The organism is Niastella populi (assembly GCF_002078015.1).
In the GTDB taxonomy this organism is placed as follows: Bacteria; Bacteroidota; Bacteroidia; order Chitinophagales; family Chitinophagaceae; genus Niastella; species Niastella populi.
The window spans coordinates 74,206-90,719 of record NZ_LWBP01000189.1; the positions used below are offsets into that span (position 1 = coordinate 74,206).

12 protein-coding genes are annotated in these 16,514 nt (G+C 47.6%); 10 read left to right on the forward strand and 2 right to left on the reverse strand.

Annotated elements, in window-relative coordinates; all coding sequences use genetic code 11:
- The first annotated feature begins 144 nt into the window (after positions 1-144).
- The 8 genes from nuoG (at position 145) to A4R26_RS19100 (ending at position 10,736) form a co-directional block, all read left to right on the forward strand.
- On the forward strand, positions 145-2,853 hold the full coding sequence (gene nuoG / locus A4R26_RS19065) for an NADH-quinone oxidoreductase subunit NuoG (RefSeq protein WP_081166576.1): 2,709 nt from the start codon (positions 145-147) through the stop codon (positions 2,851-2,853).
- A 119-nt stretch (positions 2,854-2,972) separates the two neighbouring features.
- Positions 2,973-3,926, forward strand: a complete 954-nt coding sequence (nuoH, locus tag A4R26_RS19070; protein WP_081166580.1) for an NADH-quinone oxidoreductase subunit NuoH — start codon at positions 2,973-2,975, stop codon at positions 3,924-3,926.
- Positions 3,927-3,954: 28 nt separating this feature from the next.
- The gene (gene nuoI / locus A4R26_RS19075; RefSeq protein WP_081166583.1) at positions 3,955-4,470 is read left to right on the forward strand and encodes an NADH-quinone oxidoreductase subunit NuoI; all 516 of its coding nucleotides are present in this window, start codon (positions 3,955-3,957) and stop codon (positions 4,468-4,470) included.
- A gap of 246 nt (positions 4,471-4,716) precedes the next feature.
- Complete coding sequence (nuoJ, locus tag A4R26_RS19080; protein WP_081166587.1) at positions 4,717-5,316, forward strand: NADH-quinone oxidoreductase subunit J; 600 nt, start codon at positions 4,717-4,719, stop codon at positions 5,314-5,316.
- Positions 5,306-5,611: an NADH-quinone oxidoreductase subunit NuoK gene (nuoK, locus tag A4R26_RS19085; RefSeq protein ID WP_081166590.1), complete on the forward strand. Its 306-nt coding sequence runs from the start codon at positions 5,306-5,308 to the stop codon at positions 5,609-5,611. Before nuoJ ends, nuoK begins: the two co-directional genes overlap by 11 nt.
- 181 nt (positions 5,612-5,792) lie before the next feature.
- Positions 5,793-7,676, forward strand: coding sequence for an NADH-quinone oxidoreductase subunit L (nuoL, locus tag A4R26_RS19090; protein WP_081166595.1), 1,884 nt, complete (start codon positions 5,793-5,795; stop codon positions 7,674-7,676).
- An 11-nt stretch (positions 7,677-7,687) separates the two neighbouring features.
- The gene (locus tag A4R26_RS19095) at positions 7,688-9,142 is read left to right on the forward strand and encodes a complex I subunit 4 family protein (RefSeq protein WP_242674956.1); all 1,455 of its coding nucleotides are present in this window, start codon (positions 7,688-7,690) and stop codon (positions 9,140-9,142) included.
- 160 nt (positions 9,143-9,302) lie between these two features.
- Positions 9,303-10,736, forward strand: a complete 1,434-nt coding sequence (locus A4R26_RS19100; protein ID WP_081166602.1) for an NADH-quinone oxidoreductase subunit N — start codon at positions 9,303-9,305, stop codon at positions 10,734-10,736.
- Positions 10,737-10,809: 73 nt separating this feature from the next.
- Here the strand turns inward: A4R26_RS19100 and A4R26_RS19105 are convergent, their stop codons facing one another.
- Both A4R26_RS19105 and A4R26_RS19110 read right to left on the reverse strand, forming a co-directional pair.
- Positions 10,810-11,784 carry an ABC transporter ATP-binding protein gene (locus A4R26_RS19105; RefSeq protein WP_081166605.1) on the reverse strand — a complete coding sequence of 325 codons (975 nt, stop codon included), beginning with the start codon at positions 11,782-11,784 and terminating at the stop codon, positions 10,810-10,812.
- Between the two features lie 114 nt (positions 11,785-11,898).
- Positions 11,899-13,812, reverse strand: coding sequence for an adenylate/guanylate cyclase domain-containing protein (locus A4R26_RS19110; RefSeq protein ID WP_081166608.1), 1,914 nt, complete (start codon positions 13,810-13,812; stop codon positions 11,899-11,901).
- Positions 13,813-14,475: 663 nt separating this feature from the next.
- On the opposite strand from A4R26_RS19110, the gene A4R26_RS19115 reads away from it, so the two are divergent.
- A complete protein-coding gene (locus tag A4R26_RS19115; protein ID WP_081166612.1) occupies positions 14,476-15,504 on the forward strand; it encodes an endo alpha-1,4 polygalactosaminidase in 1,029 nt (342 codons plus the stop codon).
- 203 nt (positions 15,505-15,707) lie between these two features.
- The gene (locus tag A4R26_RS19120; RefSeq protein ID WP_081166615.1) at positions 15,708-16,154 is read left to right on the forward strand and encodes a hypothetical protein; all 447 of its coding nucleotides are present in this window, start codon (positions 15,708-15,710) and stop codon (positions 16,152-16,154) included.
- Positions 16,155-16,514 lie beyond the last annotated feature (360 nt).

The following is a 16,514-nucleotide window of genomic DNA, read 5'->3' on the forward strand; positions in this document are numbered from 1 at the left end:
ACGCGTTAACAGGGTGGCATTAAGTTCTGAGTTTTGCGTTTTCTGTTGCCCTGGGCTTTGGCTTTCAGCTGTATTTTATTAGCACAACTTGTCCCGGACTTTAGTCGGGATTAGCACATTATCAAATTAGCACATTGACCGCACATGTCAACCATTTACATTGATAACAAACAGTACAACGTAAAGGAAGGTAAAAATCTTCTTGAAGCCTGTCTTGGCCTCGGCATCGATCTGCCCTATTTCTGCTGGCATCCGGCATTAGGCAGTGTGGGCGCCTGCAGGCAATGTGCCGTAAAGGTTTTCAAAGATGAGAACGATACCCGCGGCCGGCTGGTAATGAGTTGTATGGAGAATATAAAGGATGGGTTGCATTTGTCGGTGGCCGACAAAACCGCCAAAGCGTTCCGCAGCCAGGTGATTGAATGGTTAATGACCAATCATCCGCACGATTGCCCGGTTTGCGATGAAGGGGGCAGTTGCCATTTGCAAGATATGACCGTGATGACGGGTCACGATTACCGGCGGTTTCATTATAAAAAAAGAACATACACCAATCAATACCTCGGCCCGCTCATTCATCATGAAATGAACCGCTGTATACAATGTTACCGCTGTGTGCGCTACTATCATGATTATGCGGGCGGGAAAGACCTGAATGTATTCTCTGCGCACAACCATGTATATTTTGGCCGCGAGAAGGACGGCGTGCTGGAAAGTCCGTTCAGCGGCAACCTGGTAGAGGTTTGTCCCACCGGTGTATTTACCGACAAAACATTACGCGAACATTATACCCGTAAATGGGATCTTACTACCGCGCCCTCTGTTTGCAATCATTGCAGTGTAGGGTGTAATACCATTGCGGGCGAACGTTATGGCCAGTTACGATGTATAACCAATCGTTTCAACAGCGAGGTGAATGGTTATTTCCTATGCGATCGCGGCCGCTTTGGTTATGAATTCGTGAACAGCGCCAATCGCATTACGCAACCCATCATCCGCAACCGCGCTGTTGAAGCGGTGGATGAAGTAGTGGTGATGGATCACCTGAAGCAATTGATGAACAATCATACCGTGATCGGTATCGGATCGGCGCGGGCATCGGTTGAAAGCAATGCGGCATTGATGCAACTGGTAGGGAAAGAAAATTTCTACCAGGGCATAAGTGATTCGCTGCGGTTTATTCAAAAACGGATAGTGGAAGTAATGCAGTCCGGAAAAGTGCAGCCGGCTTCCCTGCAGGATATACAGCAGGCAGATGCCATCCTGGTGCTGGGCGAAGACATCTGGAATACTGCGCCGGTAATGGCATTGGCCGTTCGGCAGGGGGTAATGAAAACCGCGGCCCATCATGTATTGGAAAATCGGGAGCTCCCAGGCTGGCACGATGCAGCGGTGCGCGAACTGGTACAACAGGAAAAAGGTTTTCTGGCCAATTGTACAATAGCAGCTTCACCACTCGATGAATTAAGCAGCAGTACGGTGCACCTGGCGCCCGATGACCTGGCGCGGCTGGGTTTTGCGATCGCCGGCCGGTTGCATACATCGGTGCCGGTTGTTCAGCTTGACAGTAATACGCAAAACCAGGCGGCGATCATTGCTGCTGCATTGCAACAGGCAAAGCGTCCCGTCATCATCAGCGGCGCCGGTTGTTACAATGAAGCCCTGATAAGGGCTGCCTTTGATATTGCCGTAGCATTAAATACACCGGAACATGAAGTGCGGCTGGCGTATGTAATGCCTGAATGTAATAGTATGGGACTGGCCATGACACAGTCGGCCGGTTTTGAAAATGCTGTACTGCGCACTACGCGCGAAGAGAATATTACGGCCATTGTGCTGGAGAACGATCTGTACCGGAACGTACCGGCACATATTGCCGATCTGTTCTTTAACAGCGTTCAGCATTGCATTGTATTCGATTCGTTGAACAACGCAACTACACAAAATGCAGATGTGCTGGTGCCTGCCGCCACCTTTGCCGAAGGTGATGGCACCCTGGTGAATTATGAAGGCCGCGCGCAACGGTTCTACCAGGTATATATGCCGGCAAATAAAAATATCCGGGAAAGCTGGAAGTGGCTGCAGAAGATGGAGGAAATAAGAACGGCGCAAACGGCTGAACAGGTATACCACCCCGAAGACCTGCTGGTTATGTGTGAACGGCTCATGCCGCAATTTGCCGGTATTGCCGGCGCCGTGCCGCATCATGATTTTCGAATAAACGGTCAGGCATTGCCGAGGGCGCCGCATCGCTACAGCGGGCGCACCGCTATACTGGCCAACCTTGCGGTGAGCGAGCCCAAACCCAAACAGGATAATGATTCACCGTTCACCTTTACCATGGAAGGGTATTCGGGTATGCCGCCGTCACCGTTGATCCCGTTCTTCTGGCGGCCGGGCTGGAATTCGATACAGGCGGTTAATAAATACCAGCAGGAGCCGGGTGGGGCATTACGCAATGAACAAGCCGGTACACTACTGTTCGAATATAAACGCGATGGCGAAGCGGTTTACTTTAAAGATATTCCCGAAGCATTTATGGTTCGAAAGGATAAATGGCTGTTGTTTCCGCAGTATCACGTTTTCGGTTCTGAGGAATTAAGTGCTTATTCCAAAGGGGTTGGCGAGCTGTCGCCCGAACCATACCTGGCTATATCTTCTCGTGATGCAGATCAGTTAGGCTTGGTAGATGGATCGCTTGTAACCATAAAAGTATTTGAACAGGCATATGAACTGCCGGTAGCAACCAATATGTTGATCCCGAATGGTGTGGCATTAATGCCGGCCGGTTTGCAGGGCATGCCGGCGATGAACTGGAATGCCTGGGTGCAGGTAATGAGTGTTAAGTTGTAAGTTCATAGTTCACAGTTCATAGTTCACAGTTCACAGTTCATAGTTCATAGTTCATAGTTCATAGTTCGCAGTTCAAGGGGAAAAAGATCAGTTAGTAACGATAGATAACTTTAAGAAAGATGACAACAGAACAAATACTCATCGTTTTTGGCGTTTTATTCGTGCTGCTGAATATTGCAGCGGGATTGATCTGGGTAGAACGCCGCATGCTTGCTTTGTGGCAGGACAGGCTGGGCCCCAACCGCGCCGGGCCGTTGGGGGTGTTGATCGTTCTTGCCGATACGCTCAAGTTGTTTTTCAAGGAAGACTGGATCCCGCCATTTGCCGATAAGTGGGTGTTTATTCTTGCGCCGGCCATTGTGGTGGCCAGCGTGCTCATGAGTTTTGTGATCATTCCATTTGCACCCGGTATAGTGGTAGCGGATCTCAATATCGGGGTCATTTTCTTTCTGGCCATGTCATCTATTGCCGTGTATAGTATTGTGTTGGGCGGTTGGGCCTCCAATAATAAATATGCTTTACTGGGAGCGCTGCGCGGCGCTTCGCAAATGATCGCTTATGAGGTATTTATGGGGTTGTCGTTGATGGGTGTGGTAATGTTGTCGGGTTCGTTCAACCTGGGTGATATTGTTGCTGCACAAAAGAATCTTTGGTTTGTGGTAACGCAGCCCGTTGGTTTTGTTATTTTTCTTATTGCCGGTATTGCAGAAACACATCGCCTGCCCTTTGATATTCCTGAGGCGGAGAGTGAATTGATTGCCGGTTATCATGCCGAGTATTCAGGTATGAAGTTCGGGATGTTCTTTATCGGCGAGTACCTCGGTGTTACATTGATCTCGGCTATGATCGTTACGCTTTTCTTTGGCGGCTGGCTGGGGCCGGCATTTCTGCCGCCGCTGGCCTGGTTTGCGATCAAACTGTTTTTCTTTATCGGGTTGTTTATCCTGTTAAGGGCATCGCTTCCGCGGCCGCGGTACGATCAACTGATCGGTTACGGCTGGAAGATCATTTTGCCGGTGGTGCTGGCGAATTTGCTGATCACCGGCGCGGTTGCGTTATGGTTGAGGGGGTGAAGTTTTTGAATTTTAAAAATCAGGATCTATGATAAGTCATTTAAGAACAATGTGGCTGGTTTTCATCCATCTGTTCAAAAAAAAGGAAACCATCGAGTATCCCGAGGAGAAAGTGCAGTTGCGCCCGCGTTATCGTGGCCGTATTGTATTGACCAAAGACCCCGATGGCGGCGAGCGTTGCGTGGGTTGTTACTTGTGTGCGGTGGCTTGTCCGGTCGATTGCATTGCCTTGCAGGCAACCGAAGATGAGAATGGCCGCCGGTACCCCGATTTCTTTCGCATCAATTTCTCGCGTTGTATTTTTTGCGGGTATTGCGAAGAAGCCTGTCCCACCTACGCCATACAACTGATCCCCGATTTTGAAATGGCAGAGTATAACCGGCAGAACCTGGTATTTGAGAAAGAAGACCTGTTGATCGACAGCCAGGGAAAGTATCCCGGCTATAATTTTTATCGGGTGGCCGGCCTCGATGCTGGTGTGAAGAAGACAGGGGAGGGCGAGAATGAGGAACCGCCGGTGGATGTACATAGTTTATTACCGTGAATACAGCTTCAAGCTTCAAGCTTCAAGCTGCAAGCAAATACAAATACAGCCTAAGGCCGAAAGCTAAAAGCCGAAGGCAAATACAGCTGCAAGCTGCAAGCTTCAAGCCAATACAGTTTTTGATAATTTATGATGCCTGCAATTTATAGCGAGTTTTAAATTAATGAACTGTGAACTGTGAACTGTGAACTGTGAACTGTGAACTGTGAACTGCGAACTGTCTTGTAAACCTGTCAACTTATCAACTTGTCAACACTCTTCTACATATCATCGATAATAGCCATTGTGTCAACGGTGATGGTTATCACGCGTTTCCACCCCGTACATGCGCTGCTTTACCTTGCGGTGTCATTTTTGTCGGTGGGCATGATCTTTTTGTCGCTGGGCGCGCCGTTTGTGGCAGCGCTTGAGGTCATCGTTTATGCAGGCGCTATTATCGTGTTGTTCATTTTTGTGGTAATGATGCTGAACCTCGGCCGCGAAACGGCCCATCAGGAAAAGGAATGGTTAAAACCAAAAGTATGGCTGCTGCCATCGGCGCTGGTGCTGGTACTGCTGGCTGAAATGATCATTCTGCTGTTTACAGATAGTAAACAACCCATGCAGGTAGCCGTAGTTGATCCGCGAAAACTGGCGCTTTCGTTATATGGCGAATATATTATTGCGGTTGAACTGACCGGTTTTTTGCTGATGGCCGGAATTGTGGGCGCCGCACATATTGGTAAACACATGCACACGCCGATGCATCGTTTTTTGCAAAACGGGCATGGGGAGAAGGAAAAAGCAAAACAAACCCGGCCGCCGGAGCCGGTATCAAACGAACAAACTGTTTTACATGATCGATAGCGCACATATGGTTTTGATGGTCGCCACGGTGCTGTTTGCACTGGGGCTGGTGGGCGTGCTCACCCGGAAGAATGTGGTGTTTATGCTGATCTCCGTAGAGATCATGCTGAATGCCGCCGGTCTCGCATTTGTTGCCGCCGGCTCAAAATGGCAGCAACCCGATGGGCAGGTCATGTTCCTGTTCATTCTGGCAATGGCCGCCGCTGAAGTATCGATTGGCCTCGCGCTTGTGCTGCAGATCTATCACCAGCATAAGACGTTGGATGTAGACCGGTTGAAAGAGCTGAGGGACTAATATGGTTGTATTGGGTCAAACTGTTGCTTTTGTGATAATAATTGTGAAATTTAAATAAATGAACTAAGAACTATGAACTGAAAACTATGAACTGAGAACTATGAACTGAGAACTATGAACTGAGAACTATGAACTGAGAACTATGAACCAGTCAACTAGTTAACTCGTCAACTCGTCAACTATGCACCAACTCCTCCCATACATCCCCGCATTTCCTATACTGGGTTTCCTGGTATTATCGCTGTTTGGCAGGAAATTGTCAAAACCGGTAATAGCCACTATAGGCGCCGGAACGGTATGCCTGTCGGCGCTCATTACCATTATTCTGGGCTTTTCATTTTTGCAAACCGAGCCACCGGGCGGGGTGTATGATCAGTTGTTATGGTCGTGGTTTTCTGTGGGGAATTTATCGGTTGATATTGACCTGCGCGTGGATGCGTTGACGCTTGTTTTTATTTTTATTATCACCTTTGTTGGCGCGCTTATTCATATCTATTCCGCCTTCTTTATGTGGCACGATGGCGATTATGCCCGTTTTTTCGCTTCCATGAATTTATTCGTATGCTCCATGTTGTTGCTCGTTATGGCCGATAACCTGGTACTGATGTACCTGGGTTGGGAAGGGGTTGGTTTGTGCAGTTACCTGTTGATCGGTTTTTGGTATGAAGTGCCATCGAACTGCCGGGCCGCCAATAAAGCCTTCCTGATCACCCGCATTGGCGATACGGCATTGCTGATCGGGTTGTTCCTGCTATTCAAAGAGGTGGGCACACTGAATATCTCAGGAATTTTGCACCAGGCGCCCGACCAATTTGCTACCGGCAGCAGCAATATTGTGCTCATCACTATTTTATTGTTGGCCGGCGGTATGGGTAAATCGGCACAGTTGCCATTGCAAACCTGGCTGCCCGATGCCATGGCCGGTCCATCACCGGTGAGTGCGTTGATCCATGCCGCTACCATGGTTACTGCCGGTGTATATCTTATTGCCCGCATGCATGTGCTGTTTCAGTTATCACCGGTAACGATGGTAATTATTGCCATCATTGGTGCGCTCACTTTATTTGTAGCCGGTTGCAGTGCGCTGGCGCAGACAGATATAAAAAGAATTCTGGCTTATTCAACCATCAGTCAGATCGGTTATATGTTCCTGGCATTGGGTGTGGGCGCATGGAGCGCTGCTATTTTCCATTTCTTTACCCATGCATTTTTCAAAGCCCTGTTGTTTCTTGCCGCCGGTGTAGTGATAGAAGCATTGCATCATGAACATAATATTTTTATGATGGGCGGGCTCCGCAAACGAATGCCCGTTGTGTTCATTACATTTCTTGCCGGCGCTGCGGCGTTAAGCGCTTTGCCATTGGTAAGTGCCGGCTTCTTTAGTAAAGATGCTATCCTCTGGTATAGCTTCAGCGCTGCGAATGGCAATCCTTTGCTGTGGCTAATGGCCCTGGCCGGCGCTTTTATTACCGCGTTATACACTACCCGTTTAATGCTGGTGGTGTTTTGGGGCGAAACCCGAACGCCCGTTCACCGGCAACCGGGGCAGGGAATGGTGATCCCATTGGTGGTACTGGCATTCCTGTCTGTTACCGCCGGTTTCATAGAATGGCCGCACAATATGCTGCACCTGACCCTGTTCTCAGCTCATGTACAAAAGGTATTGCCCGAAACGCTGTTAAAAACAACCCTGCCATCCGAGTCGCTGTTTCAACTGATAGCTGCGCTGGTAACACTGGCAGGGGTGTTCCTGGGTTATATCCTGTATTATGGCAAACCGGGTATCCGCTGGCAGCAGTCGCCGGCACTGGCAGGTATACGTGAATTCCTGTTCGGCGGCTGGAAATTCGATCAGCTGTACAATTTCCTTTTTGTAAAACCTTTTGTATTTATTACCCGCATCAATAAGAGTGACGTTATCGACAAAATGTATAATGGCATTGCCCAGGCGGGCCTGCGATTGAACAGCTGGTTCTCGGTTTCGCAAAACGGTTCGTTGCGGTTGTATATCGTAGGCGTGCTGGCAGGTATCCTGTTTATTATCACCCTTCAATTGTTATTATGATACTTGTATGGATGATAGTTGTATTACTGGCAGGCGGCGTTCTTTGCTGGCTGGTAGCACAGCGCAATCAGTTGATCTGTCGCTGGATAGCCCTGATTGCAGTTGTGACCGCTTTTTCTATTCCGCTGGGCTGGTACCTCCGGTTCAAACCTGTTGTTACAGCCGGTAACAACTGGCTCATCGATTACCAGGCGAACTGGATCCCCGCATACGGCATCAGTTTCCATTTGGCTATGGATGGATTGAGCTTTGTTCTTATCCTGCTTACTTTTTTGCTGGGAACGCTGGCTGTGTTATGTTCCTGGAATGAGATCAGGGAAAGAACGGGTTTTTATTTTTTCAATTTGTTATGGACCCTGGCCGGTATTGCAGGCGTTTTTGTCGCCATGGATCTCTTCCTGTTTTATTTCTTCTGGGAGGTGATGCTGGTGCCTATGTATTTCCTGATCGCCATTTATGGCGATTTCAACCGCCGGTATGCGGCGTATAAATTTTTCCTTTTTACCCAAACCGGCGGACTGCTTATGCTGCTCTCTATTCTCGCCATGTATTTTATTCATGGCCAGCAAAGCGGCAATTATTCATTCGATTATTTTACCCTGCTTAATACTACATTGAATGATACCGCTGCCCGCTGGATCATGCTGGGATTTTTGATCGCATTCGTGATCAAGCTGCCCATGGTACCATTGCACAACTGGTTGCCCGATGCGCACAGTGAAGCGCCCACTGCCGGTAGTTTAATTCTCGCTGGCTTATTGTTAAAGACCGGCGCATATGGCATTATTCGATTTGTATTACCTATGTTCCCGCAGGCATCGGCCGGTATCGGCTGGCTGGCCATGTTACTGGGTGTTATTGGTATTGTATATGGCGCCTTGCTGGCATTTGCGCAAACCGATCTCAAACGGCTCATTGCCTATACTTCGGTAAGCCATATGGGATTTGTGTTGCTGGGCGTTTTTGCATTTAGAGAAATAGCATTGCAGGGCGTGGTAATGCAGTTGCTGACGCACGGGATCAGTACCGGCGCTTTATTCGTAATGGCCGGTATGTTGAAAGAGCGCCTTCATACAAGGGATATCGATCAAATGGGCGGTATGTGGACGGCCATGCCGCATATGGGCGCCATAGGTATGTTGTTTGTGATGGCCTCGCTGGGATTGCCATTTCTCGGCAATTTCGTTGCTGAGTTCCTGGTACTGATAAGCACGTTCGATGTGAGCCCGGTGCTTACCGTTATTGCCAGTGTGGGACTGGTGTTATCGGCTTTATACTCGTTGCGGATTATGCAGAAAGTATTCCTGGGGCAGTTACAAACCGTTACCCAGCCACCCGCTGACCTGAGCGCACGCGAATGGGTGATCGTAGCGGCGCTGACAGTTGCTATCGTTTTCCTGGGATTGTATCCGCAGCCGGTTATTGATATGGTAGGTGGTGTGGTAACAGGAATTGTGCGTTCATAGTTCATAGTTCATAGTTCATAGTTCACAGTTCATTGCTCACAGTTCATAGTTCGCTATTTTCAGTTATTTAGTTATTCAGTTATTCAGTTGTTCAGTTTATAAGAGGGCATTGGGGATTTTATTTTGGGGTTCCTGTGATTTGGAATTTAATATTTGAGTCATGACACATTTACAATTTCTGGCATTGCTTCCTTTTCTTATACTGGCAACCGCTGCCATTGTAGTGATCCTGCTTATTGCATTCAAACAAAGTCATACCGTAATACAGATCACAGGTTTTGTAATGATGTGCGGTGTTGTACTGGCTATGTGGTATGTGCGCGATACCCTGCCGCGCGAAGTGCCGCCCCTGCTGGTGGTGGATGGGTTTGCCGCCCTGTTCACCGGTTTAATAATATTTTCCGTATTGGTTGTCGGACTGCTTTCATACATTTATTTTGAAGAAAGGGAAGAGAACCCCAAAGAATATTACATCCTGCTTTTTTTGGCAACGCTGGGCTCCGCCGTATTGACCATCAGCCGGCATTTTGTGTCGTTGTTCATTGGGCTTGAATTGCTGAGCGTAAGCCTGTATGCGCTCATCGCTTATTTGCGGAACCGCAATAACGCAGTGGAGGCGGGTATGAAATACCTGGTGCTGGCGGCTTTGTCGTCTGCCTTTTTGTTATTCGGTATGGCCCTCATTTATATGGAAACCGGCAGTATGGAATTTACAGCTATTGGCCGCGCGCTCGAAACCTCAGGCTCGTCGGTATTGTTCCTGATGGGTATAGGTTTGATCGTTGTTGCCATTGGTTTTAAACTGGCGTTGGTGCCATTTCATTTATGGGCAGCCGATGTATACCAGGGGGCGCCGGCCCCGGTGACGGCGTTTATAGCCACGGTTTCGAAAATTGGCGTTTTTGCCGTTTTGATCCGTTTTGCACAGGCGGTGCATTTGCAGCAGAATACACTTGCGGTTACCGTTTTTACCGTATTAGCCATCGCCTGTATGTTGACGGGTAATATCCTGGCGTTGATGCAACAAAATATAAAACGATTGCTGGCTTATTCATCCATAGCGCATTTCGGTTATTTGCTGGTGGCATTTTTGTCGGGCGATGCCGGTGTGGGGCCAACGGTATTTTACCTGCTTGCGTATTCTATAACCTTATTATCTGCCTTTGGCATTATAACCTTATTATCAACCACCCGCCGCGATGCCGATGATTTGAGTGGTTATCGCGGATTGTTCTGGCGGAGCCCATTGATGGCAGCCATATTTACGATCGCTTTATTTTCACTGGCCGGAATTCCTTTAACGGCCGGTTTTCCTGCCAAATTTTTTATTCTTACCGCCGGCGTACAACAAAATATGTGGCTGCTGGCCGTGGTACTGGTGTTAAGCAGTGTGATCGGTTTGTATTATTATCTGCGTATCATCAGCACGCTGTTTGCCGCGCCGCCTTTAACGTCCGTTAAAGAAAGAACACTTCACCCTTTCTTTTATGCGGCAACGTATACGTCTCTCGTTGTGTTGATGTGTTTGCTCGCTTGGCTTGGCGTGTTCCCGGGTTTTATAGTAGACCAGGTACAGGCCTTTCTGCAATTTTGATCTGTTGATTGCGCGTTATCGCCAATAAGGAAGGCTTTCAACAAAGAACATCATGCGCAGCATCGCGGCTTTTTTAAGAATGCTTCCTGAACGAAACATACACATCATCGCCGAACTTCAGATCGCCATTATCCGTTCTTACAATTACCATGCTTTCAGGCAACGCCACTTCCACCTCATAACCGCTGCCGAGGAAAGCCACGTCGGTTACTTTTCCTGCAACAGCCGTTTTACTTTTTTTGACCGCCAGCGTAAAGGCTTCGGGTCTTATAAAATATTGCTTGCGGTTGCCATATGCCTTTGGTATTTCGCCAAACCTGGCCGCTTCTGTTTTGGCGAACACATTATAGGTGCCGAATAAGCCGGCCGCATATTCGTTAACCGGTTGCCGGTATACTGTTTCGGGTATGTCCTGTTGAATGATCTGTCCGTTCTTCATTACGATGATCTCATCGGCCCAGCCAAGCGCATCGGCGGGGTCGTGAGACACTATCAAAAAAGTGATGCCCAGTTTTTCACCCATGGCGCGGATAACGGACCGCAGTGTATTCCGATGCAGGTTGTCGAGGTTCGAGAACGGTTCATCGAGCAGGAACAGTTTGGGTGCGCCGGTCAGCAGGCGTGCCATGGCAATGCGTTGTTTTTCTCCCCCCGAAATTTGGTCGGTCTTGCGTTTCAGCAAATGTTTTATGTGACAGATCTCATACAGGCTTTGCGCTTCCGATTCCGGTAAGGTATTGGCGTATTCAAGAATTTCTTCAACGCGGTAGTTGTTGCGGAGTTCAAAGTGTTGCGACAAATACGCCATTTGCGGATGCCCGGGGATCAGCCGTTCATTCGGCCCTTCCACATGTTTATCTTCAAACAGCACATCACCGCTATCGGGCTGTATCAATCCGCCAATGATCTTCAGCAGGGTGCTTTTTCCCGAGCCCGATTCGCCAACAATCGCCAGTTTCCGGAACTTTTTCTGGGAGAATGATATATCCTGAAGCACCACATTGCCATTGAGTTGTTTGCCAATTCCTGAAACTTTTAATAATGCCATATTGCCCGGGTATTGTTGAATAATTCAGACGGGGAAGCATGAATTATGGAAAAATGCCATTTGTTGAGGGGCAAAAGTAATTAAAATGGCTTAACTGCTTAAATCGGCACCCATTCAAATCCCCATCCGTTGTTTCAGGTCATGAAACCTGGGATCGGCTTTCACCACTTTGTAAGGCGGATATTCAATAAAGCAGGCAACGGGGCCCATTCGTTTATCGATGCATTCGTTGAGGTAATAGTAAGTTTTATCTATATCGCCAATGCCCAGCCATACGGCTGCCAGGTCGCCATCGACTACCGAGTCGGGTTCCTGCTGTTGTCTTAATTCAAGTTTGTGAACGCACTCCAGTGCTTTATCCATCATGCCGCAGCGGGCATAACAAACGCCGAGGCCCATCAACCCTTTAAGCGGATGACCGGTGAGCCGGTGTACTTCTTCAAACAATACAAGGGCCGACTTCCAATCGCCCTTCATGCCAATGGCCCATGCTTTCAACTCGATGGCGCTGCGCATTTCAGGGTTCATCTCAAGCAGCTTGTCGGCCTGGCGAATGGCATCATCGAACCTTTCTTCAAAAATATACATGGTACCCAGCGAGCGAATGATGGTGGGTGAAAGGGGATCTATCTGTTCGGCATGTTCCAGTACTTTCACGCCTTCCGGTTTTTGCGCTTTGGCGATATAATAAAAACCAAGCAGGTCATAGGCTTCCACCCGGCTTGGGTTCAGTTCGATGGCTTTTTGCAGCGCAGCATACGCTTCATCCCATTTCCATTCATAATATAAAAAGGCCATGGCCTTTGCAATATGGCCTTCGGCGATGTTGTCATCCAGCTCAAGGGCCTTATCGGCATACTGATGACCGATCTCGAAGGCGGTATGCGGGATCATTTGTCCCATGGTGCCCAGGCTGCAATAAGACTGCGCTACCATGGCATGCGCTTCTGCATAACCTGGTTCTATGGCAATGGCCTGTTTAAAACATTCAATGGCTTTGCGGGTATCTGCGGGTGTTATCTTGTTCTTGAAATGCAATCCCTTCAGGTAATGGGTATAGGCAGCAATATTTTTTACGCTTGATCTTATTGCAGGCCGATCTGCGCCTGACAGGTTTTCCTTCAGCTTATTGGCGATGATACCGCTGATCTCATCCTGTACTTCAAAAATATCGTCGAGTTTGCGGTCGTAGGTTTCGCTCCAGATATGAAAACCATCGGCAGCATTGATCAGCTGGGCGGTGATGCGTACCCGGTTACCTGCCTTGCGCACGCTTCCTTCCAGGATCTTATCTACATTAAGTTGAATGGCAATGTCGCGAATATCGTCGTTCTTTCCCTTGAATGCAAAAGCCGAAGTGCGGGAGGTCACCTGCAGGCCATCCACACGGGTAAGCGTATTCAGCAATTCTTCTGTAATACCATCGCTGAAGTATTCATTTTCGGGGTCGGCGCTCATATTTACAAAGGGAAGTACAGCCAGCCGGTTAACCGGGGCGGCGGTTTTGCCGCGCACTTCACTTCGGCCGGGAACGATAATGCCATTGTTGGCAATGGCGAATACCCTGATGGGTTGTTTAATATTTTTCAGTTCAAAATAGCCCAGTTCACGGGTTTGAATATGTTCCTGGTTGCGGATCTCATCGAATACTTTTTCCGATACGAATACACCGCCCGGCACTGCCAGCGATTCAATGCGGGAGGCGAGGTTTACGCCATCGCCATAGATGGCCTCTTCTTCTATGATAACATCGCCGGTATGGATGCCGATGCGCAGGTCGACTTTGGGGTGTTGTAATAATTGTTGCTGTATTTCTATGGCGGCATGTACGCTATCGATGGCGCTATTGAAAATGCTCAGTGAGCCGTCGCCATAATATTGTAAAATTTTCCCATGGAACCGGGCAATAGTATGCTCCAGGACTTCCTTAAGCCGCTGGCGTTTGGCACGGGCCAGTTGCTCGTTTTCCTGCATCAGGGCGGTATACCCGGTCATATCGGCAAATAAAATAGCAGCAAGTTGTCGCATAACTGCTGCAATTTAAGTAAAAAAGGCAACGAGGCAACGATGCAGAAAGGCGGCGCGGTAGCAAGGTGCAAGGTAGAAGGACCCCGGGGCAATAGAGGACCGCTGCTTATATAAAGCGCGCGGCAACGAAATGATTATTAAAAAGTGAAGAGAGGCTGAACCTTTTGTGGAAGGTTTTGTACGCCTTTTCAACGATCAACCATTGATTGTTTACTTCATTTTGGTCTCCGAAATATACCAGGATATTTTTCATCGATCATTTATGATTCATCTGGCATATCGGCGAACGCGCATTTATTTACGTTTGCATATTGCCGATTGGCGACTGCCGGTTCACGATTTATTCACATCAGTAGTAGCTGGTATAGTTATTGAATGAAGGGGCTGTTGAAAATTAAACCTTCAGCTATGCATAAACGTACCTACACGTGGGCGGTTTCATTAATAATTATTGCCTGCGTTCTCTTATTAATAACGCTGGCCATTCTTTGTATCGATTTACCAAATTCCCATATTAATATATTCGCTAATTAGCAGTCAGTGCGTTTTTCTGTTATGATATTAACATAAAAAGCACTTGCGTAAGCACTCACAAGGCCCTGTATTTCATTATCACATTAGCATATTATCACATTATCACATTGGAAAACCAATCCTTATAATATGAACAATATCCGGACCCGCTATCTGTGGATAGCCGCTTTTTTGGTTTTTGGCACAGCCTGTAAAAAGAGTGCAGGTGATGATGCCGGTTTAAAAGAAAAAGAATATTCGAAGATCAACGCCGCTATTGATCATGAAGAAGAAATGAGAACTTTTATTGAAGGCCTCAGTGCTTATGCGCGGCAGCAGCAGCCAGGCTTTCTGATCGTATCGCAGGATGCGCTGCCGCTGATGACCAGCACCGGTGACACAGCCGGAACGCCGGATACCGATTATCTGAATGCGATCGATGGGGTAGGGCAGGAAGAAGTGTATTATGGGTATAATAATATAGATGATGCCACTACGCCCACCAGTGCACGAAATGCTTATTTACGCATGTTGCGGTTCGCGCAACGGCATGGCAAGCGCGCATTGGTAACCGATTATTGCACCACTGGCACAAAGGTCAACGCTTCTTACACCAACAACTTCAACCAGGGATTTATTTCTTATGTTGCCAGGCAACGTGAGCTTGACACTATTTCCACGGCCACGCCGTATAATGTACATGCAGGTAATGTGAACACCCTGAGCGATGCAAAGAACTTTTTGTACCTGATCAATCCGCACACCTATACCAGCAAAACACAGTTCCTGAATGAGTTGCGGGCTACCAATTTCGATGTACTCATTCTCGATGGTTTCTTTAACGATGATTCGGCGCCTTTAACGTACAATGACGTGCAGTCGTTAAAAACAAAAGCTAATGGCGGCAAAAGAATTGTGCTGGCGTATGTGGCTATCGGTCATGCGGAAGATTACCGGGCTTACTGGAACAACGACTGGTTTACCAATCCCCCGGCCTGGTTAGATATTGCCGAAGACCCGGATTGGGAAGGAAATTACATGGTGCGTTACTGGATGCAGGACTGGAAAAATATCGTTTATGGAAACGATGCTTCTTACATAAAGCGATTTACCAATGCAGGTTTCGACGGCGCTTACCTCGACACGTATGACTATACCTATTGGGAAACGCATAATTAAGTTCATAAACCGGAGGGCGTAGCAGATGCTCAAACCCGGCGTTTAAACCATTACAACCTTTATCCTTTATTCATATAGCCATGAATGCTTTTTAGTCCCGCAAAGCGGGACAGCTAAACGGGAAGGCCCCCGACTTAACGTCGGGGGTTCTTGTTTTTATGGCCGGCACGAATTAATTTGGCGGCAGAAATAACTATATACATATGGACAAATTTGAGTTCACTAATATTTATACAAGGGAAAGCGAGGAAGCAAGTGACCTGCAGGTGGCGTTTGTAAATAAAAAGCAGCCGAAAGCAGCCCTGCTCTATTCTCTTTTTGATCTTTATTATGTCAGCGTGCTTGATGCCGGTTTTAAGACATTTGAAGAATTTAAAGCTGATAAAGGGGCCAGTTTTTCAGGCACCATAACAGGTTGTCGGAGTATTGAAGCGCCGGAGGATATGCTTTTAATAAAACTGGCCAGCAATGAGATCATCCAGTTGAAGTGGATGGAAGGGGAAACGCCCGAAGATGTGATCCAGGGTATGCGGGTAATTACGGAAGCATATAAATCAATAAAAGGGCCTGGTGGTAAATCGGTGTATGATTCGATTCTGAGTTTATATGAGAAGGGAGAAGATTGTATGGTGTCGGATCTGAGGTTGTAGAAAATAAATTTTTAGATAATTTTTGAAGCAGGTACATTGTTTAGTTGTACCTGCGTCTTGCACGCTTATCGGTCAAATCAACACGTCTATCGCCAAAATCTACACGGCTATTTGTTTAGCGCTATTTTTTCCCGTCAATAACCGCTCCGGTTTATTAACACTTATGCATACCGGATGTGTAAATGTGTTTAACTTGGTAACTAAAATCTAACAGGAAAATTATTAGCGGATCATTTCGTATATTATATTTGCAACATAGCACTCTCTCCAAAAGAACCCGGAAACTATTTTCAATAACCCAACCAAACCTGTTTATGATTTGTAGTATGGAACTTCGATCTTGTCTGGTAATATTTCAGG

Bases quoted from the DNA above. Each gene is read 5' to 3' on its own strand.
- nuoG (WP_081166576.1), top strand. From the start codon at position 145: ATGTCAACCATTTACATTGATAACAAACAGTACAACGTAAAGGAAGGT.
- nuoH (WP_081166580.1), top strand. From the start codon at position 2,973: ATGACAACAGAACAAATACTCATCGTTTTTGGCGTTTTATTCGTGCTG.
- nuoI (WP_081166583.1), top strand. From the start codon at position 3,955: ATGATAAGTCATTTAAGAACAATGTGGCTGGTTTTCATCCATCTGTTC.
- nuoK (WP_081166590.1), top strand. From the start codon at position 5,306: ATGATCGATAGCGCACATATGGTTTTGATGGTCGCCACGGTGCTGTTT.
- nuoL (WP_081166595.1), top strand. From the start codon at position 5,793: ATGCACCAACTCCTCCCATACATCCCCGCATTTCCTATACTGGGTTTC.
- A4R26_RS19095 (WP_242674956.1), top strand. From the start codon at position 7,688: ATGATAGTTGTATTACTGGCAGGCGGCGTTCTTTGCTGGCTGGTAGCA.
- A4R26_RS19100 (WP_081166602.1), top strand. From the start codon at position 9,303: ATGACACATTTACAATTTCTGGCATTGCTTCCTTTTCTTATACTGGCA.
- A4R26_RS19105 (WP_081166605.1), bottom strand. From the start codon at position 11,784: ATGGCATTATTAAAAGTTTCAGGAATTGGCAAACAACTCAATGGCAAT.
- A4R26_RS19110 (WP_081166608.1), bottom strand. From the start codon at position 13,812: ATGCGACAACTTGCTGCTATTTTATTTGCCGATATGACCGGGTATACC.
- A4R26_RS19115 (WP_081166612.1), top strand. From the start codon at position 14,476: ATGAACAATATCCGGACCCGCTATCTGTGGATAGCCGCTTTTTTGGTT.
- A4R26_RS19120 (WP_081166615.1), top strand. From the start codon at position 15,708: ATGGACAAATTTGAGTTCACTAATATTTATACAAGGGAAAGCGAGGAA.